Here is a 21,317-nt window from a genome sequence, read left to right as displayed (position 1 = left end):
GTGGAAGGAAAGTGTCCTGTATGTTAGAAATAACGAAGAAATAGACAATCTATTAAATCAGGATAAATCTAGTAAGCTAGTGGATAGTGCGAACATGCTCGATTTTCGGTATAATAGCCTTCGTGAGGAAGTGAGAAATATGATTTTATCGAAAAAAAGATGGCAGGTTGAGCGTCCAGACGCACAACTTGTACAAACATTACAAAATGACTTACAACTTTCTGCTATTGCGGCGAAAATTTTGGTGGCCCGAGGCTGTTCAACATCAGCCGATGCAGAAAGCTTATTAAATATGACAGAAGCAAATATACATGATCCGTTTTTAATGCATGGTATGGCAGAAGCGGTAGAGCGCATCCAGAAAGCGCTTGAAAATAATGAGAAAATTTTAGTTTACGGAGATTATGATGCCGATGGTGTGACAAGTACGACGGTCATGCTCAATGTACTACAAGACCTTGGAGTAGATGTGTCATTTAAAATACCTAATCGTTTTTTACATGGCTATGGTCCGAACGAAGCATTATTTCGTGAAGCCTATGAAGAGGGCATTCAATTAATTATAACGGTGGATAATGGTATCTCAGGTATTGAACCGATTCGAGTAGCAAAGGAACTTGGAATGGATGTGATTGTGACAGATCACCATGAGCCTGGTGAAGAGTTACCACAAGCGGATATCATTTTACATCCACGAGTACCTGAAGGTCATTATCCGTTTGGTGAGCTGGCGGGTGTTGGTGTGGCATTTAAATTAGCGCATGCCCTATATGGTGAGCTGCCAACACATTTATTTGAGTTTGTGGCAATTGGTACCGTGGCCGATTTAGTACCACTAGTCGACGAAAACCGTTATCTTGTAAAACGTGGCATTGAGGAAATGAGACGTTCACTTAGCCCGTGGATACAGGCAATGTGCGAAGTAGCAAGTGCAGAGCAAGCCACAATCAATGAAGAAACGATTGGCTTTTATTTTGGGCCACGTTTAAATGCAGTTGGGCGACTTGGCGAAGCGTCTCCAGCTGTTGAGTTACTAATGGCAGAGGATGCACCAAAGGCGACAGCTCTAGCTAAACAGCTGAATGGATGTAATACAGAACGTAAAGATATCGTGAAAAGTATTACAGATGAGGCGATTGCCTTAATTGAAGCAGATGAAAAGATTGGGGATTCACTTGTTTTAGTTGTAGCAGGGGAAGGCTGGAACGCTGGCGTTGTAGGTATTGTTGCATCAAGACTTGTTGAACTTTATTATCGTCCAACAATTGTACTGTCACTGGACTTGGAGAAAGGGACAGCAAAAGGGTCTGCACGTAGTATTGAAGGGTTCCATTTATATAATGAATTGGCGAAAAATAGAGATATTTTACCACATTTCGGCGGACATCCGATGGCAGCGGGAATGACGTTACCATTGGAGCATGTGGATGAACTGCGAGCGCGATTGGATGCACAAGCAAGAGAATGCTTAACAGAAGAGCAATTAACGCCGGTTGTTTCAATTGATATTCCGCTTAAAATTGATGAGATTTCCGCGGATGCCATAGAAGAAATTGCGACGCTCGGCCCGTTCGGCACAGATTTCCAGAAGCCAGTGTATGTGCTTGAGGATGTGGAAATTGCTTCGATGCGTAAAATTGGTGCTGCTGAAAATCACATTAAAATGGAATTAACCGACGGCCTTGAGAAATTGGATAGTGTAGGTTTTAATAAAGGGCATTTGTATAATGAGCTGACATACGGCATTAAAGTATCGTTTATTGGCGATCTTCAAATTAATGAGTGGCAAGGACGTAAAAAGCCACAATTTATGATTGAGGATGTTCAAACCACAGAGTGGCAATTATTTGATATTCGTGGAATTCGTCAAACATCTCGTTGGTTGCATACAGTGCCAAAAGAGGAAGCTGTTTTTTATGCGTTCCGTCCGGAGACGATGAGCTATTATCACTCATTGCTAGGTGTGCCAATTCACTTAGTTGATGCTGAACTGTCCAATGTAGAGCAAACAAATTATATTGTGTTGCTTGATTTACCACACAACGTTCAATTATTAGAAAATGTATTACTAAAAACTGCACCTTCCCGTATTTATGCTCATTTTTATATGCCAGATTCCCAGTACTTCAACGGAATGCCTACGCGTGAACAATTTGCCTGGTACTATAAATTTCTAAAGCAACGCCCTGCATTTCCATTAGATATGCATTTAACGGATTTAGCAAAGCATACGGGTTGGCCGTTAGAAGCATTAAAATTTATGACACAGGTGTTTTTTGAGCTCAATTTTGTTAGAATGGAGAGTGGACTGACGACTGTCAACGTGAATGCGCCGAAAACGGCATTAACTGAGGCGCCGTCTTACAAACAACGTTCAGAACAGATTGAAATAGAGCAAAAACTTGTCTATGCACCATATATAGAGCTAAAGCAATGGTTTGATGAACGATTAAATTTATATACGAATACAATTTCGTAGGAGGAGCAAGAACTATGGATTTAAAGCAATACGTGACAACAGTTGAGAACTGGCCAAAAGAAGGCATTAGCTTCAAAGATATTACAACAATTATGGATAACGGTCCAGCTTACAAATATGCAACAGATAAAATCGTTGAATACGCTAAAGAAGTTGGCGCAGAAATTATTGTAGGTCCTGAAGCTCGTGGTTTCATTATAGGCTGCCCAGTTGCTTATGCGCTTGAAATTGGCTTTGCACCAGTTCGTAAACCAGGAAAATTGCCACGTGAAGTAATTAGTGCAGATTACGGTTTAGAATATGGTAAAGATACATTAACAATGCATAAAGATGCCATCAAACCAGGTCAAAAAGTGCTTATTTGTGACGATTTACTTGCAACTGGTGGTACAGTAGAGGCAACAGTTCGCCTAATTCAACAATTAGGTGGAGAAGTTGTTGGCTGTGCATTCCTAATTGAGCTAATCGAACTAAACGGTCGTGCAAAACTTGGCGATCTAAGCATGAAAACATTAATTCAATATTAATAAACGAAAGAGGCTGTCCCGAATTTTGGGACAGCCTTTTTTTATAAAGTGTCAGGCACCCAAACAATTCTGACAATATTAGTCGTAGGATTTCACTACTTTTTGAATTTTTTTTAGCGTTTCATAAAAGTCTATATATTTTTCAAGTCCAATATCTTCTATGATTTTTTCCTGTATGTCCATCCAAATTGGCGCTGCTTCATTTAATTTTTCAATTCCTATAGCCGTTAAAGAAATTATCTTAGTTCGGCCATCTTGTATATCACGCGTAACATCCACATAGCCATTTTTCTTCAATAGATTGACATTACGAGTTATCGTTGTTTGATCGAGTAATAGAATATCACCCAATTGACTTACTGAAACTGCTTTATGATGGGCAATATTTGCTAGCATCGAGTATTGAGTAACTTTTAAATGAGTAGGTTCAAGAGCTTTATCATATAGCTGCGTAACGGCCCTAGTCTTTTTTCTAAGATTCGCACATACGCAAATTTGAGTATAGTCAATGTCTGTGTAATTTCTCTCCATAACTAGATCTCCTTTTAAGTTTTTCGTTAAACTATATTGTACCACTAAAATGGAATTATTTTCTTGACATCTAAAATAGCGAGTCATTATTATATATGTATATACATATATTTTTTAGCATACCTGTATTCTAAATTTTTTTCATATAAAAACAATCGTTTTACATTTTTCTGGAAATGTAGGTGGCGTTATGAAACGTATTCATTACAGTTGGTTTATTTTAATGATAACATTTTTTTCAATTATTGTAGCAGGCATTACTTTATCTTCATCAGGTGTTTTTATTGGTCCGTTTGAACATGAATTTGGGTGGGATCGTTCGGTAATAGCAATGGCTTTTGCCATTAGTCTTTTTCTATATGGAATTTCCGGTCCGTTTATGGCGGCATTACTCGAAGTTCTGGGATTAAAGAAAATGATGCTAGCTGCTATGGGGATATTAATTATAGGCATATCGCTCACATTGTTAATGCAGCAAGCATGGCAATTGATGATTATTTGGGGTTTTATTATTGGTCTAGGGGCTAGCCTCTTTTTAACCGTTTTAAGTCCTTTTGTTGCGAATCATTGGTTCGAAAAAAGAAGAGGACTCGCTTTAGGTATATTAACTGCCAGTACTGCAACAGGACAATTAGTTCTTCTCCCGATATTAGCAATGATTATCGAAAATTCTTCATGGCGATGGGCAATTGCTTTAATAATGGTGTTAAGTTCCATTATGTTTATCGTTATTTTATTGTTTATGAAAAATAAACCGATGGACGTTGGGCTTCTTGCATATGGACTTGAGGAAGAAAAAGCGGAAAGTGTAGTAGAAAATAAGAAAAACCCAATTATTATTGCTTTTAATGGTTTATTCGTTGCAATAAAAGTGAAAGAATTTTGGCTTTTAGCAGGTAGTTTTTTTATTTGCGGATTATCAACAAGCGGGTTAATTGGTACGCATTTTGTATCGTATTGTATTAGTTTCGGTGTACCGTTAGTAACGGCTGCTTCGTTTCTATCGTTCATGGGAATATTCAACTTAGTCGGAACAACATTATCAGGCTGGTTATCTGATCGCTTCGATAATCGTTGGTTACTATTTTGGTATTATCTTTTAAGAGGTGCTTCTTTAGTTTTACTGCCGTATGCCTTAATGCAAGGTTCTCTAACATTACTCATTATTTTCACCGCGTTCTATGGATTAGATTGGATTGCAACTGTACCGCCAACTGTTAGTATTTCAAGACAAATTTTTGGTACGCAAAAAAGTGGTATTATTTATGGTTGGATTTTTGCATCCCATCAGGCAGGTGCTGCAGTCGCAGCATACGGTGGAGGTCTCATTTATAAATTTTTCAACTCGTACACATGGGCGTTTTTCTTAGCTGGTGTATTATGTGTTTTAGCTAGTTTGTTTGTTATCATCGTGAAAAAGCAATCTCCGAATAAACTAGCACATTAAAACAAATTCTATAGTAATGAACAGAACTGATTGAACATAATAGTATAAACGACATGAAAAGTACAAATAGTATGCTAGGAAGTATTCTAGCGTGCTATTTTTTGTTGTAAAACCTTGTAAGATGCATAAATAAGAGAAATGTTTGACTTTATTCAAACAAAAGTTTATGATATAAACAAATATAATAAAAGGTGATGCTATGAATGAAAGAGAACAAGCGGTACTGGCTTTAATTCGTAAAAATCCGTTTATGTCTCAGCAAGAGATGGCAGATAAGATGAATCTGTCCCGTCCAGTACTTGCAAACCTAGTGTCGAGCTTAACGAAGCAAGGGAAAATTGTTGGCCGTGCTTATATTTTACCTGAGGAAAATGAAATTATTTGTATCGGTGGAGCTAATCTCGATCGGAAATTTCATGTAAGAGGGACCGTGCAATTAGGAACTTCTAATCCTGCTAGCTCCTCATTCAGTGTAGGTGGGGTTGGTCGAAATATTGCGGAAAATTTAGGTCGACTTAATCATGAGGTGACGTTACTCACGACAGCTGGAAAGGATGCGGATTGGCAAGTAATCCAAGAAGCATCCGAATCATTTATGAATTTACGCTATGTCGAACAGTTACCAGATGCTTCAACTGGTTCCTATACTGCGATTATGGACGAGCAAGGTGAACTTGCATTAGCTGTTGCAAACATGGAAGTTTATGATTTATTATTGCCAAGTTTATTGAAGAAATATGAGCCAATGTTAATGAATGCAGGCTGCTTTATTATGGATTTAAATTGCCCGAAAGAAACGGTAGCCTACATCCAACAAGTAGCGATTGCGCGAGCTATTCCGTTTGTCATTGTACCGGTATCTTCGCCAAAAATGAATCGATTACCAGATACATTGCAAGGGGTTACATGGTTTATTTGTAACACAGATGAAGCAGAAACAATCGTTGGTCATAAAATTGAAAACGATGCAAACTATGAAAAAGCTATTCAAAAGCTTCTTCAATTAGGGGCCGAGCATGTCATTATTACTGCAGGTAGCAAAGGTGTCTATGCTGCATCTACAACTAGTACACCAAGTCATTTTGCTGCTAAGGAAATCACTAAAATTGAAGATGTAACTGGCGCGGGTGATGCTTTTGTAAGTGCTGTCATCCATAGTTGGTTAAGGGGACAATCGTTTGAGGTGTGCATTGATGCAGGTTTAACGAATGCTAAAAATACACTCGCATCCCCGTACACAGTAAGACCTGAATTATCAGAAGAATTGTTAAAAAGTGAAATGGAGGAATAACACATGAAAGAATTCATCGTATTATCAGAAGAAGTAAAAGCTGGACAAGCAAAAGGACTACCAATTGTTGCATTAGAGTCAACAATCATCTCACATGGTATGCCATATCCTCAAAACGTACAAACAGCACGTGAAGTAGAGCAAATTATTCGTGACAACGGTGCGGTACCTGCAACGATTGCGCTTATTGACGGTAAAATTAAAATCGGTTTATCTGACGAAGAACTTGAAATGTTTGGGAATGCACAAGGTGTTGCTAAAACTTCTCGCCGTGACCTAGGCTATTTATTAGCTACGAAAAAATTAGGCGCGACAACAGTTGCTGCAACAATGATTTGTGCTGAGCTTGCTGGCATTGAAATTTTCGTTACAGGTGGTATCGGTGGTGTGCACCGCGGTGCTGAAACAACAATGGATATTTCAGCTGACTTAGAAGAATTAGCACAAACAAATGTAGCTGTAATTTGTGCAGGTGCTAAATCTATTTTAGATATCGGTTTAACACTAGAATATCTTGAAACAAAAGGTGTACCTGTTGTAGGTTATGGCACTCCGGAGCTTCCTGCATTCTACACACGTCAAAGTGGATTTGATGTAAACTTTAAGCTTGATACACCAGAAGAAGTAGCAGCAATGTTACGTGCTAAATGGGATTTAGGCTTACAAGGTGGAGCAGTTATTGCAAATCCTATTCCTGAAGCAGAAGCACTTGAGCACGAATTCATCACTAGCATTATCGAAAAAGCGTTAAAAGAAGCCGAAGAAAATGGTATTCAAGGTAAAAATGTAACACCATTCTTACTTGGCAAAGTAAAAGAATTAACTGAAGGTAAGAGCCTTGATGCAAACATCGCATTAGTGAAAAACAATGCAGTAGTTGGTGCAAAAATTGCTGTTGCCTACAACAAAGCAAACTAACTAGTAAATTATAGACTCTTTGCGAAGCACACCTGCCTTGCAAAGGGTCTTTTTATCTATAATAATGTATTTTTTACCCTTTAATACGAAGTGTTCACGATATTATCTAAACTATATGACACAGTCCCTTTACAATCGACCTCTATTTTTTATACAATTAAGTTTATATCTAATCTGAAAAATTTGACGAGCAAGGTGGACATGTTATGGCGAAAGAGCAAATTTTGACTCCTGAGGACGTTTTTGATTTAGTCAAATCCTACATGAATGAGGAAAATGTCGCATTCGTGAAAAAAGCATATGAATTGGCAAGAGATGCGCATATTGAGCAATTCCGTAGCTCTGGTGAACCGTATATTATTCACCCAGTGCAAGTTGCCGGTATTTTAGCTGAATTACAAATGGATCCAGAAACTGTGGCAGCAGGCTTTTTACACGATGTTGTTGAAGATACGGAATTTACACGAGATGATTTAGTTCGTGAATTTGGCGAAGAAGTTGCGGTACTTGTTGACGGAGTAACGAAGCTTGGGAAAATAAAATATTTATCGAAAGAAGCACAACAGGCGGAAAATCACCGCAAAATGTTTGTAGCAATGGCTCAAGATATTCGCGTCATCTTGATTAAGCTTGCTGACCGTCTGCATAATATGCGCACGTTAAAGCATTTACCTGCAGAAAAACAACGTCGTATTTCGAAAGAAACGCTTGAAATTTTTGCACCACTTGCACATCGTCTAGGGATTTCGACAGTAAAATGGGAGCTGGAGGATACTGCACTTCGATATTTAAATCCACAGCAATATTATCGTATTGTCAGTCTGATGAAGAAGAAACGAGATGAACGTGAGGCTTATTTAGACAATGTCATGGGGGAAATGAAATCTCAACTTTCTGATGTCGAAATTGATGCGGATGTTTATGGTCGTCCAAAGCATATTTACAGCATTTATCGTAAAATGGTGCTACAAAAAAAGCAATTTAATGAAATTTATGATTTATTAGCGATTCGTGTACTTGTTGATAGCATAAAAGATTGCTATGCAGTGTTAGGAATAGTCCACACTTTATGGAAACCGATGCCTGGACGTTTTAAAGATTATATTGCAATGCCAAAGCAAAACTTATATCAATCATTGCATACGACCGTTATTGGGCCATATGGTGACCCGTTAGAAGTTCAAATTCGTACAAAAGAAATGCATAAAATTGCAGAGTACGGGATCGCAGCTCACTGGGCATATAAAGAAGGTAAAAAGATTGATATTGAAAAACAAAATGTCGATCAAAAATTAACGTGGTTTAGAGAAATATTAGAATTCCAAAATGAGTCTTCTAACGCAGAAGAGTTCATGGAGTCATTAAAATTCGACTTATTCTCGGATATGGTGTACGTATTTACACCTGAAGGGGATGTTATTGAATTGCCTGCTGGTTCTGTACCTATCGATTTCGCATACCGTGTGCATTCAGAAGTCGGCAATCGTACAATCGGAGCCAAAATTAATGGTAAGATGGTACCGCTTGATACACCATTAAAAACAGGTGATATCATTGAAATTTTAACATCAAAGCAATCATTTGGTCCGAGTCGTGACTGGCTTAAAATTGCGCAATCATCACAAGCAAAAAATAAGATTAAGCAATTTTTCAAGCGTCATCTGCGTGAGGAAAATATCATCAAAGGTAAAGAGATGATTGAAAAAGAAATACGCTCACAAGATTTTGATATGAAAGAAACAATGTCATCGGAAAACTTAAAACGTGTTTGCGATAAATTTAATTACACGAATGAAGAGGATTTATATGCGGCTGTTGGTATGAATGGTATTACGGCACAACAAGTTGTAAATCGTTTAGCCGAAAAACGCCGTAAAGAGCGTGAGCAAGAAGAAGCACTTGAAAAAATCGAACAAAAAATGAAAAATCCGATTCCACAAAAGCGTACTGAGTCAGGCGTTATTGTGAAAGGCATTGATAATATGCTTATTCGACTATCCCGGTGCTGTACACCTGTTCCTGGTGATGACATCGTCGGCTTTATTACAAAAGGTCGAGGCGTATCAGTACACCGTGCGGATTGTCCAAATATCCTAATAGAGGATGAGCAGGAGCGTATAATCGAAGTTGAATGGGAGCATGGGCTTACACCAGAGAAAAAAGAGTATCCTGTCGACATCGAAGTTTCTGCCTTTGATAGACCTGGAATATTAAATGAAGTCATGCAAATCGTTAGCGAAACAAAAACGAATATTTTAGCTGTGAGTGGCCGCGCAGATCGTGATAAAATTGCGACCATCCACCTAACAATTTCTATTTCAAATATTTCACATTTGCATAAGGTTGTTGAACGCATTAAACAAACACCTGATATTTACTCTGTGCAACGTGTGATTAATTAGAAGTGCTAATATTCATACGGCAAGGGCACTTCAGTTAAAACGACAGATGGAACGGATTTTGATGGATTGAGGGGTTAAACATTATGAAAGTAGTTTTACAGCGTAGTAAAGCCGCATCTGTAACGGTACAAGGGGAAGTTACAGGTGCTATTGATAAAGGCTATGTGCTTCTCGTTGGTATTACACATGAGGATACAGCAGAAGACGTCGCATACCTAGCAAAAAAAATCGCTAATCTACGCTTATGGGAAGATAGTGAAGGGAAAATGAATCATTCCATTTTAGAGCATGGTGGCGCAATCTTATCTGTATCTCAATTTACATTGTATGGAGATACAAAAAAGGGCAATCGTCCGAGCTTTACAAGTGCAGCAAGACCGGAAATAGCTGCACCGTTGTGGGAGGCTTTTAATGATGCTTTACGTGGATACGGCTTACAAGTAGAGACCGGTATTTTCGGTGCTATGATGGACGTTGCATTGACGAATGACGGTCCAGTCACGATCCTACTTGAGTCCAAATAGAGGTACATTTCCTATCATTCCTACATATACTAAAAAGAATGGCAAAATTTGTAGGAAGGAAGTGTATCGTCGATGACGCAAATAGGAAGGTTATCGAATCCTTATTTATATGAAACACTTAAATTGATGATTAGCCAAATAATTGTAGTGCAAACAGAGAAAAGTATCCAGCAAGGTATTTTAACCTCTGTATTATCTGACCATATCGTTATCGAGATTGATCATACACCCTTCTTTATTCGTATGGAGGAAATTATATGGGTTACATTGGCAACAAAATAAACATAAACAAATAAGAACCTTCATTTTCTAATAAGAAAATGAAGGTTCTAGCTTGTCGACAAAAGGGATTAAGATTTCTATTCTTAATCCCTTTTGTTATTTTTATTGTAAAAAATGGGTTCTTACTTTCGTCTTGCCATACGCTTCGAGCATCCCCTCTCTATGAAGCTGTTGACCATGTCCAAGTAGCCATTATAGTAGACTGCTAGCAATACATATAAAGTGATTGGAGCGGAGGGCGGGCGGGCGACTCCTGCTCAGAACGCACAGTACGTAAGACGCAACAGACCGCGCGTTAGCGGGGGTTGCGTCTTACGATGTGCCCGCGGAAAGCGCCCGCCCGTAGTGGAAATCAACGGCAGTAGTCATCACTTCTATATTAATTTTAAATAAAAAAGAACCTTCATTTTCTAATAAGAAAATGAAGGTTCTTTTTTATTCGATTATGTTTGCATCAAAGTAATCTAAAATGCCTTGATAAATGCCGAGTGTAGCCTGTTCTCTGAATTTAGCCGTTGTAATGATCCGTTCTTCATTGGAATTACTTAGGAAACCTAGCTCGAGAAGCACTGCTTTTTGTCGGTTTTCACGAAGTACTAAGTAATTTCCTTCCTGTGTACCACGATCTTTAATGTTAATTTTACTAGCAAGGCCGTTGTGTATTGCTTCAGCAAGCCCTTTTTGATTGTTATTAAAATAGTAGGAAGTAAAACCTGAAACCGAACTATTATCAGTTGCGTCATAGTGAATACTTATAAAAGCATCTGCATCATGCTGATGGGCAACGGATACACGTTTACGAAGTGCAACATATTCATCTGATTCACGTGTCATCACAACATTTGCACCAGCTGCACTTAACTTGGATGCGAGAAGAGACGCAGTTTTCAATGTTATATCTTTCTCGTCAGTTCCTCGCTGACCAGTTGTACCGTGGTCATTTCCACCATGACCAGCATCCACAACAATTGTAAGCCCGTTTAAAGTTCCTTTTTTCCGAGGCTCAGATTTTGTATAGCTAGTTGTTACCGCTGTGCTTTGTGAAGTGGAGACTACCCAGTTTGCGACGAATGCGGTTTTATCTTCTAATTGTATTTCGTAAAAATCATCTTTAGCACCTACAATTGGATAGGTTTCGCCAGCATCTACACGTTTAACAACCTCCGCAGTTGTGGTCGCGTCAGTACGTAAGTTTGTCCCATTATAAATAATTGTGACAGATTCAAGCGAGGATGATGATGGTGATGATGACGTTGAAGTTTTCGCAGTCGTTTTTACCGTATCAGAAAATGTCCCGTAGAAGCTGTATACCCAACCAGTTTTTTTGTTACTGTACTGAATTTGAACCCAATTATGTTCTTGTGATAGTACTTTAAAAGATTGTCCATTCGAAACAGTCCCTATTTTTTTTGATGTTAAATCTGCCTTTTTGCGGACATTTAACGTATCGACTAAAATAGTAAATGTAGTACCTTTAGGTTCGGTTGTCGTAGATACTTCTACTACTTGGTCAGTTGTTGTTTTTTCTGTTGTTTCATTAATTGTCACATAGTCTGCAGATACCCAACCGACTAGTCCATTCCAATTAATTTTTGCCCATTCACCATTTTCTGTTATTAGTGCTGCTTGATTGCCTGTTGACAGTTGCCCAAGGACTGGTGATGAAATATCCGGTTCAGTACGGATATTGAGGCGATCAACTTGGGATATGACCGTTTTATCAATTGTTTGTTGCTCATTTATAGAAGCTGTTAGCCAAGACGCTACCCATCCTTCATAATCGTCTGTTTTTACTTGAATCCAATCACCTTCGCGACCGATGGATGTTAACAAATCACCTTCATCTAATGTTGTAATAATCGGGTAAGAGAGCCCAGGTCCTTCGCGTAAATGAAGTATAGTTCCAGTAACTTTTAAATCACTCGAATCGGCAAATACTAGTTCTTTATTGTTGATACTTGGAAACAAAAATGTTAATAATAGGACAAAGATAATGGTTTTATGTATAAGTTTTGTCGTCATTGGACCCCTCCTTTTCTTGTGCTATTTTACCATGTTTTCATGTTAAAATTCGAGGGAAAAAGGTAACGGAAATCATTATTTTAATAACTACTTTGTGAAAAATAAGAAAACAGTTGACATTACCATGCGTTGTGACTAACATAAAGGGTAATCAAAAAATGATTAACCGCTTATGACCAAGCAAGTAGCGTATACCTCTATTGGAAAAGAGAGGGAAAGACTTAGGCTGCAATCTTTCCTACAAAAAAGTATAAGGCGAATAACACTTGAGAGGCTTTTTTCTGAAAAGGAATACTTAGTAGGAAAAAACGGAATCGGCCGTTACCCGATTATGAGGAGGACGCAATGTAGTTTGTGCGTCAACTAGGGTGGAACCGCGGAAGCATATACAGCTCTCGTCCCTTGCAATTTTGCAAGGTGGCGAGGGCTTTTTTTTGTTGGATTTCTCTAAAAAAGTCGCTCTGTACTGCTGTTTCGCGCTTTACATACGAAGGCTTGCCATAAGCAATTGAAAAGGAGGTATTTACATGAGTTTTAAAGTGCCAAGAGGGACCCAAGATATATTGCCAGGTCAATCAGAAAAATGGCAAAAGGTCGAAGCAATTATTCGTGATATTTGTCGTGTGTATCGATATAACGAAATTCGTACACCTATTTTTGAACAAACAGATTTATTTGCGCGCGGTGTTGGAGAAACAACTGATGTAGTGCAAAAGGAAATGTATACATTTGAAGACCGAGGTGGTCGTTCATTAACATTACGTCCAGAAAATACTGCTGGGGTTGTTCGTGCATATGTTGAACATAAAATGTTTGGTGCACCCGATCAACCAGTGAAGCTATCTTACTTAGGACCAATGTTCCGTTATGAACGTCAACAGGCTGGTCGTTACCGTCAATTTGTACAATTTGGTGTTGAAGCTATTGGCTCTGCTGACCCTGCAATCGATGCAGAAGTGATAGCATTAGCAATGGACATTTATGAATCAACAGGCTTAAAGGATTTGAAATTAGTCATCAACTCACTTGGTGATAAAGTAACGCGTGATGCACACCGCACAGCATTAATTAATCATTTTGAGCCACATATCCATGAGTTTTGCTCTGATTGCCAAAATCGTTTGCAAAAAAACCCATTACGTATTTTAGATTGTAAGGTAGACCGTGAGCATCCATTAATGGCAACTGCCCCTGCATTAACTGATTTTTTAACAGAGGATTCAGCGGCATATTTTGCTCAGGTTAAAACGTATCTAGATACGCTAGGTATTTCATATGAAATAGACCCGAATTTAGTACGTGGCCTTGACTACTACAACCATACGACATTTGAAATTATGTCAACAGCTGATGGCTTTGGCGCAATCACAACACTGTGTGGTGGTGGTCGTTATAATGGGCTTGTAGAGGAAATTGGTGGTCCGAATGTACCGGGTATTGGCTTTGCGTTAAGTATCGAGCGTTTGTTATTAGCACTTGAAGCGGAAGCGGTGGAGCTTGATACAGAATCAGCACTAGAAGTTTACATGATTGCTATGGGTGATGAAGCGAAGCTCAAAGCAGTCGAGCTAACAAGCTCATTCCGTGCAAAAGGTATTTCTACTGATATGGATTATTTAGATCGTAAAATGAAAGCACAAATGAAATCTGCAGACCGTTTAGGTGCTAAATATACAATCGTTTTAGGTGAAACAGAAATAGAAGAGCAAGCAGCAACAGTAAAGCATATGGCATCTGGGGAGCAGCAAAAAGTAGCCTTCTCAGAATTAGTGAACTACTTATTAAATAAATGATTTTGGAGGAAATACAAAATGGCAAAAAGAACACATGCTAGTAACGAGCTTTCTGAAACGTTACAAGGCGAACACGTTGTATTGAAAGGTTGGGTACAACGTCGTCGCGATTTAGGTGGATTAATCTTTATCGACCTACGTGACCGTACTGGTATTACACAAGTTGTATTTAGTCCTGATGTAGCAGAAGCACATGCTTTAGCTGATAAAGTACGTAGCGAATACGTAATTGAAATTGAAGGAAAAGTTATTCTTCGTTCGGAAGATCAAATTAATCCAAATGTGCCGAACGGTAAAATTGAAGTGGAAGCGACAAGCTTAACTGTTATTAATACAGCAAAGACAACTCCTTTCCAAATTGAAGATCGTACGGATGTATCAGAAGATTTACGATTAAAATATCGTTACCTAGACTTACGACGTCCTGCAATGTTCGATACATTCAAAATGCGTTCAGACGTAACACGTACAATTCGTAACTTCTTACAAAATGAGGGCTTCCTAGAAGTAGAAACGCCTATTTTAACAAAATCAACGCCAGAAGGTGCTCGTGATTATTTAGTACCATCTCGTGTACACGAAGGCGAGTTTTATGCATTACCACAATCTCCGCAACTATTTAAACAATTATTAATGGTAGCTGGATTTGAAAAGTATTTCCAAATTGCTCGTTGTTTCCGTGACGAAGACTTACGTGCTGACCGTCAACCTGAATTCACACAAGTGGATATCGAAACAAGCTTCTTAACACAAGAAGAAGTTTTAGAAATGAACGAACGTTTAATTCAAGCTGTTATGAAAGATGTAAAAGGCATCGATATTCCTGCGCCTTTCCAACGCATGAAATACCAAGAAGCAATGGATCGTTACGGCTCAGATAAACCAGATGTTCGCTTCGGTTTAGAATTAGTAGCGTTAAACGAAGTTTTTGATGGCTGTGATTTCAAAGTATTTGCTGATACAGTAGCGCAAGGCAAGCAAGTGAAAAGTATCAACATTAAAGGTGCAGCTGATAAATACTCTCGTAAAGATATGGACGAGCTTACAAAATTCGTTGGTATTTACGGCGCAAAAGGTCTTGCTTGGTTGAAAGTAACAGAAGAAGGATTAAATGGACCGATCGCAAAATTCTTTGATGAAGCTTTAGCTGCTGCATTAATCGAGCGTATGGGTGCTGAAATTGGTGATATTTTAGTATTCGTAGCTGACAAAGCTGATGTAGTTGCAGCATCTCTAGGTGCTCTTCGTACAAAATTAGGTCAAGATTTAGGCTTAATCGATGAATCACAATTTGCTTTCTTATGGATTACGGACTGGCCTTTATTCGAGTACTCTGAAGAAGATGGCCGATTCAAAGCAGCGCACCATCCATTCACTCGTCCATTTGACGAAGATATCGAATTAATGGATACAAACCCTGCTGCAGTTCGTGCACAAGCTTACGATATCGTATTAAACGGCTATGAGCTTGGCGGTGGTTCATTACGTATTTATGAGCGCGATTTACAAGAAAAAATGTTTAAATTACTTGGTTTCTCAGATGAGGAAGCACAAGCTCAATTCGGCTTCTTATTAGAAGCGTTTGAATACGGTGTGCCTCCACATGCAGGTCTTGCATTTGGTCTTGACCGCTTCGTCATGTTACTTGCTGGTCGTAATAATTTACGTGATACAATTGCATTCCCGAAAACAGCAAGTGCAAGTTGCTTGTTGACAGATGCTCCAAGTGAAGTGTCTCCAGATCAATTAAGCGAATTAAGTTTAGCGATTAAAACATTTAAAAGATAAAAGTAATGCAAAATACCTGGATTCTCTAACAAAAAATGTTGGGAATCTAGGTATTTTTTGCGTTTTTTGAAAGAATTTATTTTTTCGCTATAAATCGTTTGAATTATCTGAAATATGGTGTTATTATAACTGTAATACGAATCCTGATGTGTTTGTCTAACTGCTATTTCTATTTAACAGTTTTGACCGAACACTATATCGTCGGGAGCCATCTAATTTTGTAGTGGCAAACAAGCCCCATTTTGGAGAGGGACGTTTAAAGCTATAAAGCGGGCACCCACCTGCAAATTGCGGGTTCAAAACGAATGTTTCATTGGCATTACGGCACAATCGGGATTCGTCCATTACATAGCATGCTAGAGTCTAGGGCTAGGGTATGTCGAATAGTGCCTGCCGTAGCGAACCTTAACGTTTACAACAAAGAAGTGTTAGATTGAGGAAAGTCAATCTAACACTTTTTCTCTTTTGTCCCAGCTTTTTAACGCCTAAAAAGCATAGGGGAGTTATTTACTAAATTAAACGAAAAATAATAAAAATTGTAAAATTTACTTTTTATTTTGGAATTTCCATACTATAATTGGTATAGACAACTATACCAAATAACATAGCTTGTCCTAACTTTAAAAAGTAAGCTTCGTGAAAACATAGACAGCGGAGGTGTTAAATTGAGCAGTACATTATTAATTTCCAATGTAACGATCGTCAACCATAACGAGATACCTTATAAAGGTGACGTATTGGTTGAGAATGGCAAGATAATTAAAGTAGGTAAAGAATTATTCGATAAGGCAGAGCAATATATTGAAGGCAAGGGGAAAGACTTGTTACTGTTTCCTGGCTATATTGATATGCATATTCATGGATCGGCAGGCAATGATGCAATGGATGCTACACAGCAAGCGCTTCATGATATGGCTGCGTCATTAGTTAAAGAAGGTGTCACAGGCTTTCTTGCAACGACGATGACACAAGCGCCAGAAGCTATTGAAAATGCCTTAAAGACAATCTCGAAGTTTGAAGATGGTGACAATGAGGCCAGTTTATTAGGTGTGCACGTAGAAGGACCCTATGTATCGAAAAAGCGTGCTGGAGCGCAGCCAATCGACTATATGATTTTGCCATCTATCGAACAATTTGCGCAATGGCAAGCATTAAGTAACAACCGCATTAAACAAATAACCATTGCACCTGAGCTGGAAGGTGGCTTTCCTTTTATTGAAGAGCTTTACAAGCAAGGGGTTATTGTATCAATCGGTCATTCAGATGCAACGTTTGAAGAGGTAGAGAGAGCAGTAGCACTAGGTGTCAGACAGGCAACGCATTTATACAATCAAATGCGACCATTCCATCATCGAGATCCAGGCGTTGTAGGCGGAGTACTTGTTGAAAATGCTGTTAAAGTTGAAATCATTGCAGACTTTGTGCATTGCCATCCTATGTCTGTAAAACTTGCTTACCGAGTTAAAGGGGCAGCAGGTATTATTTTAATTACAGATGCTATGCGTGCAAAAGGATTACAATATGGCGATTATGATTTAGGTGGTCAAACAGTCCATGTCACAGAAAGCGGAGCACATTTACCGAATGGAGCATTAGCTGGAAGTGTATTGACGATGGAACAAGCAGTGAAAAATATGAAAGCGGTCACAAATTGTTCGTTGTCAGAGCTTGTTGCAATGTCCTCAACAAATGCTGCGGAACAATTACAATTGCGCACAAAAGGTCGTATTGCAGAAGGCTTTGATGCAGATGTAATTTTGTTAGATCAACATTTAAATATTGAAAAAACTATTTGTCGGGGAAAAGTTGTATTTGAGAAATAATAGTAAAAAATGCGATAGGATGGTGCAAGGCGTGTTAGATAAAAATTCTCATATACCGATCTATATACAAATAGAAGAAGTATTAAAGCAACGGATTTATTTAGAGGAATACAAAATTGGCGAAAATATTCCATCAGAGCGAGAGCTTTCAGTTCAATTTGATGTGAGTCGAATGACTGTCCGTCAATCGATTACCAATTTAGTAAATAGTGGATTGCTGTATCGTGAAAAAGGCAGAGGTACTTATGTTGCCAATCCAAAGTTGGAACAACCATTAATGGGATTAACAAGTTTTACGGAGGATATGCGTGCAAGAGGTATGGAACCAACTAGTAAAGTACTACGTTTTGAAAAAATTGTACCACCGTTAGATATTGCAGGAGATTTAATGTTAGAACGGGGTGAGGAAGTATTTTTCGTAACAAGGATACGAAGTGCCGATTCCAAACCAATGGCGATTGAAAGAACCTATATTCCAGTGAAAGTATATCCTGAATTAGATGATAAGAAAATTATGGGTTCGTTGTATGCGCTTATTGAAGCGAAATTCCATCAGAAAATTGGCAATGCCATTCAGCAAATGGAAGCGGCAATTGTAGCAAAAGAAGATAGTAAATATTTACAAATTAATAATACTGCACCGGTTTTAATTATTAAACGTACAAGTTATTTAGCAGATGGCGTGCCATTCGAACTTGTGCGAAGTACTTATCGAGCTGATCGATACAAATTTATAAGTGAAATTAAAAGGTGATATGATGCGTGCTTATTTTCATGAACTACAAAGGCTATTAGATCTTGTGCTAGAGCAGGAAAATACGCTATTAGCAGAAGCTGCACAAATGATTGTTTCACGTCTTCAAAGTGGTGGAATTGTCCAATTGTTTGGTTGTGGACATTCACATCTTTTAGCACAAGATGCATTTTATCGTGCGGGAGGACTTGTGCCTGTACGTCCAATTACGATCGAGCCATTAACTTTACATGCAGGGGCTTTAACATCTTCAAAAAATGAAAAGGACCCAACGATTATCGTACGTCATAAAGATGAATTTCAATTTCAGGAAAATGATATTTGCATCGTCATTTCCACATCTGGTCGAAATAATGCCCCAATAGAAGCGGCATTACTAGCGAAACAGTCGGGTATCCTTGTTATGTCTATGCAATCACTTGAGTATTGTGAACAACCAACACGGCATATTAGTGGAAAACGTTTAGAGGATGTTGTCGATGTTGTTATCAACACACATATTCCTGTAGGGGATGGTCTATTGCACCATCAACAGATGCAATACGCACCTGCGTCGACGGTGATTGGTTCTGCAATTCTTCAAGCGCTATTCAGTCATGTTATTGAGTCATTGGCTGATTGTCAGGAAGTATTGCCCGTTTTTGAAAGTAACAATGTTGAATCGAATAAACATCATAACGAATTGATGATTGCAAACTATCAATCTCGCATTAATTTTGAGTGAAATTTGGAGGGGTAACGATGAAAAAAACATTTAAAATCACAACACCAGAAGGTTTACATGCTCGGCCAACCGCGCTATTAGTAAGTGCTGTCACACCATTTGAGAGTGACGTTCAGTTAACCTACAATGAGAAGTCTGTCAATTTAAAGTCCATCATGGGGGTCATGGCGCAAGGCATCGTGACGGGAAGTACTATTACGGTTTCTGCACAAGGAGCAGATGCAGAACAGCTAATGCAAACAGTTACAGAAGTGATTGTTACTAAAGGAATTGGTGAAGAATGTTAGAAATACAGGGTATTGCCGTTTCTGAAGGCATTGCCTTTGCTAATGCTTTTTGTTTAGTGGAACCAGATTTATCATTTGAGAAATTAACGATAACAGATATACAGGCAGAATTGGATCGTTTTAAAGTAGCACTCGCGCAATCGAAGAGGGAATTACAAGAAATTTTAACACTCGCTCAGAATAAATTTGGCGAGGACAAGGCGGCTATATTTGCTGCGCATTTATTATTGCTAGAAGACCCTGAAATGTTAGCAGCTATTGAAGAGAAAATTAAAACAGGCAGTAATGCGGAATATGCCTTACATGAAGTTTCCAATATGTTTATCGGTCTGTTTGAAGGAATGGACAATGTTTATATGCAAGAGCGTGCAGCGGATATTCGTGATGTATCAAAGCGTTTATTAGCCCATTTATTAAATGTTGAACTATTAGATATGAGCCGATTATCAACAGATGTCATCATCGTAGCTGAAGATTTAACACCATCAATGACGGCACAGCTAGATACTAAATATGTCAAAGGATTTATAACAGATATTGGTGGGAAAACTTCTCATTCTGCTATTCTCGCACGCTCACTAGATATACCAGCAATCGTTGGAACAAAAACGGCTACAAAGACAATTAAACATGGCACACCAATTATTATGGATGGCTCAAATGGCAATATTATTATTGATGCTACACCAGATGTGTCAGCATTTTATGAGCAACAGCAACAGATGCTCAAGCAGCAGCGCCACGAGCTCCTTCAATATCGAGCAATGTCAAGCGTAAGTGCGGACGGACATAGTGTTGAGCTTGCGGGCAATATCGGCAAGCCTGAAGATGTGGAAAAGGTAATAGATGCAGCTGGAGATGGTATTGGCTTATTTCGAACTGAGTTTTTGTATATGGGACGGCAAGAGCTCCCAACTGAAGATGAGCAGTTTCATGCGTATCGCACAGTCCTTGAAAAAATGCAGGGAAAGCCAACGATTGTTCGGACATTAGATATTGGTGGTGATAAGCATCTCCCTTATTTAAAGCTACCAGCTGAAATGAATCCATTTTTAGGCTATAGAGCGATTCGTATTTGCCTAGACCAACAAGCAATGTTTCGTACACAGCTACGTGCATTATTAAGAGCAAGTGCTTATGGCAACTTGAAAATAATGTTTCCAATGATTGCAACGTTAGATGAATGGAGAATGGCAAAGCAATTGTTGATTGAGGAAAAAGCACATTTGCAAGCACAAGGGGTTGCAATAGCTGAAGCAATTGAACTCGGAATAATGGTAGAAATTCCGGCAGCCGCGATGATTGCTGATTTATTTGCAAAAGAAGTAGACTTTTTCTCGATAGGTACAAATGATTTAATTCAATATACTTTGGCAACAGATCGTATGAATGAAAATGTCTCTTATCTATATCAACCATATCACCCAGCAGTACTAAGACTTATAAAAAATATTATTGATGCAGCACATAAGCAGGGGAAATGGGTAGGTATGTGCGGTGAAATGGCAGCAGATGAAATAGCAATACCTATTTTACTTGCTTTAGGCTTAGATGAGTTTTCCATGAATGCGTCTTCCATTCTCAAAACGAGGGCACATATTGCAAAGCTTTCAAAGGAACGGTTAGTCCACCATATTGAGCACCTTTTAATGCTATCAACTGCATCTGATGTTGAAGCATATGTAAAAAACATCTAGGTATTTAAGTTCTTATTTTTGAATATTC

At 38.6% G+C, this 21,317-nt stretch carries 17 protein-coding genes, 1 other RNA gene and 1 other annotated feature; of the genes, 16 read left to right on the top strand and 2 right to left on the bottom strand.

The window, feature by feature from the left end:
• The first annotated feature begins 139 nt into the window (after nucleotides 1-139).
• Nucleotides 140-2,479 carry a single-stranded-DNA-specific exonuclease RecJ gene (gene recJ / locus ACQKNX_RS10740; RefSeq protein ID WP_427429187.1) on the top strand — a complete coding sequence of 780 codons (2,340 nt, stop codon included), beginning with the start codon at nucleotides 140-142 and terminating at the stop codon, nucleotides 2,477-2,479.
• Between the two features lie 14 nt (nucleotides 2,480-2,493).
• The gene (locus ACQKNX_RS10735; RefSeq protein WP_427428864.1) at nucleotides 2,494-3,006 is read left to right on the top strand and encodes an adenine phosphoribosyltransferase; all 513 of its coding nucleotides are present in this window, start codon (nucleotides 2,494-2,496) and stop codon (nucleotides 3,004-3,006) included.
• Nucleotides 3,007-3,084: 78 nt separating this feature from the next.
• Here the strand turns inward: ACQKNX_RS10735 and ACQKNX_RS10730 are convergent, their stop codons facing one another.
• Nucleotides 3,085-3,537, bottom strand: a complete 453-nt coding sequence (locus tag ACQKNX_RS10730) for a MarR family winged helix-turn-helix transcriptional regulator (protein WP_427428863.1) — start codon at nucleotides 3,535-3,537, stop codon at nucleotides 3,085-3,087.
• A gap of 190 nt (nucleotides 3,538-3,727) precedes the next feature.
• Between ACQKNX_RS10730 and ACQKNX_RS10725 the strand changes: the two genes are divergently transcribed.
• From ACQKNX_RS10725 to ACQKNX_RS10700, 6 genes are all read left to right on the top strand, one after another.
• Entirely contained in the window at nucleotides 3,728-4,984 is a 1,257-nt protein-coding gene (locus ACQKNX_RS10725) for an MFS transporter (protein ID WP_427428862.1), read from the top strand.
• A gap of 199 nt (nucleotides 4,985-5,183) precedes the next feature.
• A complete protein-coding gene (locus tag ACQKNX_RS10720) occupies nucleotides 5,184-6,275 on the top strand; it encodes a carbohydrate kinase (protein WP_427428861.1) in 1,092 nt (363 codons plus the stop codon).
• Nucleotides 6,276-6,278: 3 nt separating this feature from the next.
• Entirely contained in the window at nucleotides 6,279-7,193 is a 915-nt protein-coding gene (locus ACQKNX_RS10715; protein ID WP_427428860.1) for a pseudouridine-5'-phosphate glycosidase, read from the top strand.
• 206 nt (nucleotides 7,194-7,399) lie between these two features.
• Nucleotides 7,400-9,595, top strand: coding sequence for a RelA/SpoT family protein (locus tag ACQKNX_RS10710; RefSeq protein ID WP_427428859.1), 2,196 nt, complete (start codon nucleotides 7,400-7,402; stop codon nucleotides 9,593-9,595).
• 83 nt (nucleotides 9,596-9,678) lie between these two features.
• The gene (dtd, locus tag ACQKNX_RS10705) at nucleotides 9,679-10,119 is read left to right on the top strand and encodes a D-aminoacyl-tRNA deacylase (RefSeq protein WP_401018019.1); all 441 of its coding nucleotides are present in this window, start codon (nucleotides 9,679-9,681) and stop codon (nucleotides 10,117-10,119) included.
• 72 nt (nucleotides 10,120-10,191) lie between these two features.
• Entirely contained in the window at nucleotides 10,192-10,401 is a 210-nt protein-coding gene (locus tag ACQKNX_RS10700) for a DUF2642 domain-containing protein (protein ID WP_427428858.1), read from the top strand.
• Between the two features lie 435 nt (nucleotides 10,402-10,836).
• Here ACQKNX_RS10700 and ACQKNX_RS10695 read toward each other — a convergent pair whose 3' ends face one another.
• Nucleotides 10,837-12,423, bottom strand: a complete 1,587-nt coding sequence (locus tag ACQKNX_RS10695) for an N-acetylmuramoyl-L-alanine amidase (RefSeq protein WP_427428857.1) — start codon at nucleotides 12,421-12,423, stop codon at nucleotides 10,837-10,839.
• Between the two features lie 163 nt (nucleotides 12,424-12,586).
• Nucleotides 12,587-12,829 (top strand) — a binding site (T-box leader).
• Nucleotides 12,830-12,950: 121 nt separating this feature from the next.
• Between ACQKNX_RS10695 and hisS the strand changes: the two genes are divergently transcribed.
• From hisS to ptsP, 8 genes are all read left to right on the top strand, one after another.
• Nucleotides 12,951-14,216 carry a histidine--tRNA ligase gene (hisS, locus tag ACQKNX_RS10690; RefSeq protein WP_427428856.1) on the top strand — a complete coding sequence of 422 codons (1,266 nt, stop codon included), beginning with the start codon at nucleotides 12,951-12,953 and terminating at the stop codon, nucleotides 14,214-14,216.
• A gap of 18 nt (nucleotides 14,217-14,234) precedes the next feature.
• Nucleotides 14,235-16,004 (top strand): aspartate--tRNA ligase, encoded by a 1,770-nt coding sequence (gene aspS / locus ACQKNX_RS10685; protein WP_427428855.1) that lies wholly within the window; start codon nucleotides 14,235-14,237, stop codon nucleotides 16,002-16,004.
• A gap of 137 nt (nucleotides 16,005-16,141) precedes the next feature.
• Nucleotides 16,142-16,345: non-coding RNA, 6S RNA (gene ssrS, locus ACQKNX_RS10680), on the top strand.
• A 324-nt stretch (nucleotides 16,346-16,669) separates the two neighbouring features.
• Complete coding sequence (gene nagA / locus ACQKNX_RS10675) at nucleotides 16,670-17,827, top strand: N-acetylglucosamine-6-phosphate deacetylase (RefSeq protein WP_427428854.1); 1,158 nt, start codon at nucleotides 16,670-16,672, stop codon at nucleotides 17,825-17,827.
• 31 nt (nucleotides 17,828-17,858) lie between these two features.
• Entirely contained in the window at nucleotides 17,859-18,581 is a 723-nt protein-coding gene (locus tag ACQKNX_RS10670; protein WP_427428853.1) for a GntR family transcriptional regulator, read from the top strand.
• 1 nt (nucleotide 18,582) lies between these two features.
• On the top strand, nucleotides 18,583-19,305 hold the full coding sequence (locus tag ACQKNX_RS10665) for a sugar isomerase domain-containing protein (RefSeq protein WP_427428852.1): 723 nt from the start codon (nucleotides 18,583-18,585) through the stop codon (nucleotides 19,303-19,305).
• A gap of 17 nt (nucleotides 19,306-19,322) precedes the next feature.
• Nucleotides 19,323-19,592, top strand: coding sequence for an HPr family phosphocarrier protein (locus ACQKNX_RS10660; protein WP_427428851.1), 270 nt, complete (start codon nucleotides 19,323-19,325; stop codon nucleotides 19,590-19,592).
• Nucleotides 19,586-21,289 carry a phosphoenolpyruvate--protein phosphotransferase gene (gene ptsP / locus ACQKNX_RS10655; protein WP_427428850.1) on the top strand — a complete coding sequence of 568 codons (1,704 nt, stop codon included), beginning with the start codon at nucleotides 19,586-19,588 and terminating at the stop codon, nucleotides 21,287-21,289. Before ACQKNX_RS10660 ends, ptsP begins: the two co-directional genes overlap by 7 nt.
• The last annotated feature ends 28 nt before the right edge of the window (nucleotides 21,290-21,317 follow it).

The sequence above is a fragment of the Lysinibacillus sp. NPDC093712 genome (assembly GCF_050280025.1).
Classification (GTDB): Bacteria; Bacillota; Bacilli; order Bacillales_A; family Planococcaceae; genus Lysinibacillus.
Note: the sequence above shows the minus strand (reverse complement) of the source record. Positions and strands in the feature narration are given on the sequence as shown.

Bases quoted from the DNA above. Each gene is read 5' to 3' on its own strand.
- recJ (WP_427429187.1), top strand. From the start codon at position 140: ATGATTTTATCGAAAAAAAGATGGCAGGTTGAGCGTCCAGACGCACAA.
- ACQKNX_RS10735 (WP_427428864.1), top strand. From the start codon at position 2,494: ATGGATTTAAAGCAATACGTGACAACAGTTGAGAACTGGCCAAAAGAA.
- ACQKNX_RS10730 (WP_427428863.1), bottom strand. From the start codon at position 3,537: ATGGAGAGAAATTACACAGACATTGACTATACTCAAATTTGCGTATGT.
- ACQKNX_RS10725 (WP_427428862.1), top strand. From the start codon at position 3,728: ATGAAACGTATTCATTACAGTTGGTTTATTTTAATGATAACATTTTTT.
- ACQKNX_RS10720 (WP_427428861.1), top strand. From the start codon at position 5,184: ATGAATGAAAGAGAACAAGCGGTACTGGCTTTAATTCGTAAAAATCCG.
- ACQKNX_RS10715 (WP_427428860.1), top strand. From the start codon at position 6,279: ATGAAAGAATTCATCGTATTATCAGAAGAAGTAAAAGCTGGACAAGCA.
- ACQKNX_RS10710 (WP_427428859.1), top strand. From the start codon at position 7,400: ATGGCGAAAGAGCAAATTTTGACTCCTGAGGACGTTTTTGATTTAGTC.
- dtd (WP_401018019.1), top strand. From the start codon at position 9,679: ATGAAAGTAGTTTTACAGCGTAGTAAAGCCGCATCTGTAACGGTACAA.
- ACQKNX_RS10700 (WP_427428858.1), top strand. From the start codon at position 10,192: ATGACGCAAATAGGAAGGTTATCGAATCCTTATTTATATGAAACACTT.
- ACQKNX_RS10695 (WP_427428857.1), bottom strand. From the start codon at position 12,423: ATGACGACAAAACTTATACATAAAACCATTATCTTTGTCCTATTATTA.
- hisS (WP_427428856.1), top strand. From the start codon at position 12,951: ATGAGTTTTAAAGTGCCAAGAGGGACCCAAGATATATTGCCAGGTCAA.
- aspS (WP_427428855.1), top strand. From the start codon at position 14,235: ATGGCAAAAAGAACACATGCTAGTAACGAGCTTTCTGAAACGTTACAA.
- ACQKNX_RS10665 (WP_427428852.1), top strand. From the start codon at position 18,583: ATGATGCGTGCTTATTTTCATGAACTACAAAGGCTATTAGATCTTGTG.
- ACQKNX_RS10660 (WP_427428851.1), top strand. From the start codon at position 19,323: ATGAAAAAAACATTTAAAATCACAACACCAGAAGGTTTACATGCTCGG.
- ptsP (WP_427428850.1), top strand. From the start codon at position 19,586: ATGTTAGAAATACAGGGTATTGCCGTTTCTGAAGGCATTGCCTTTGCT.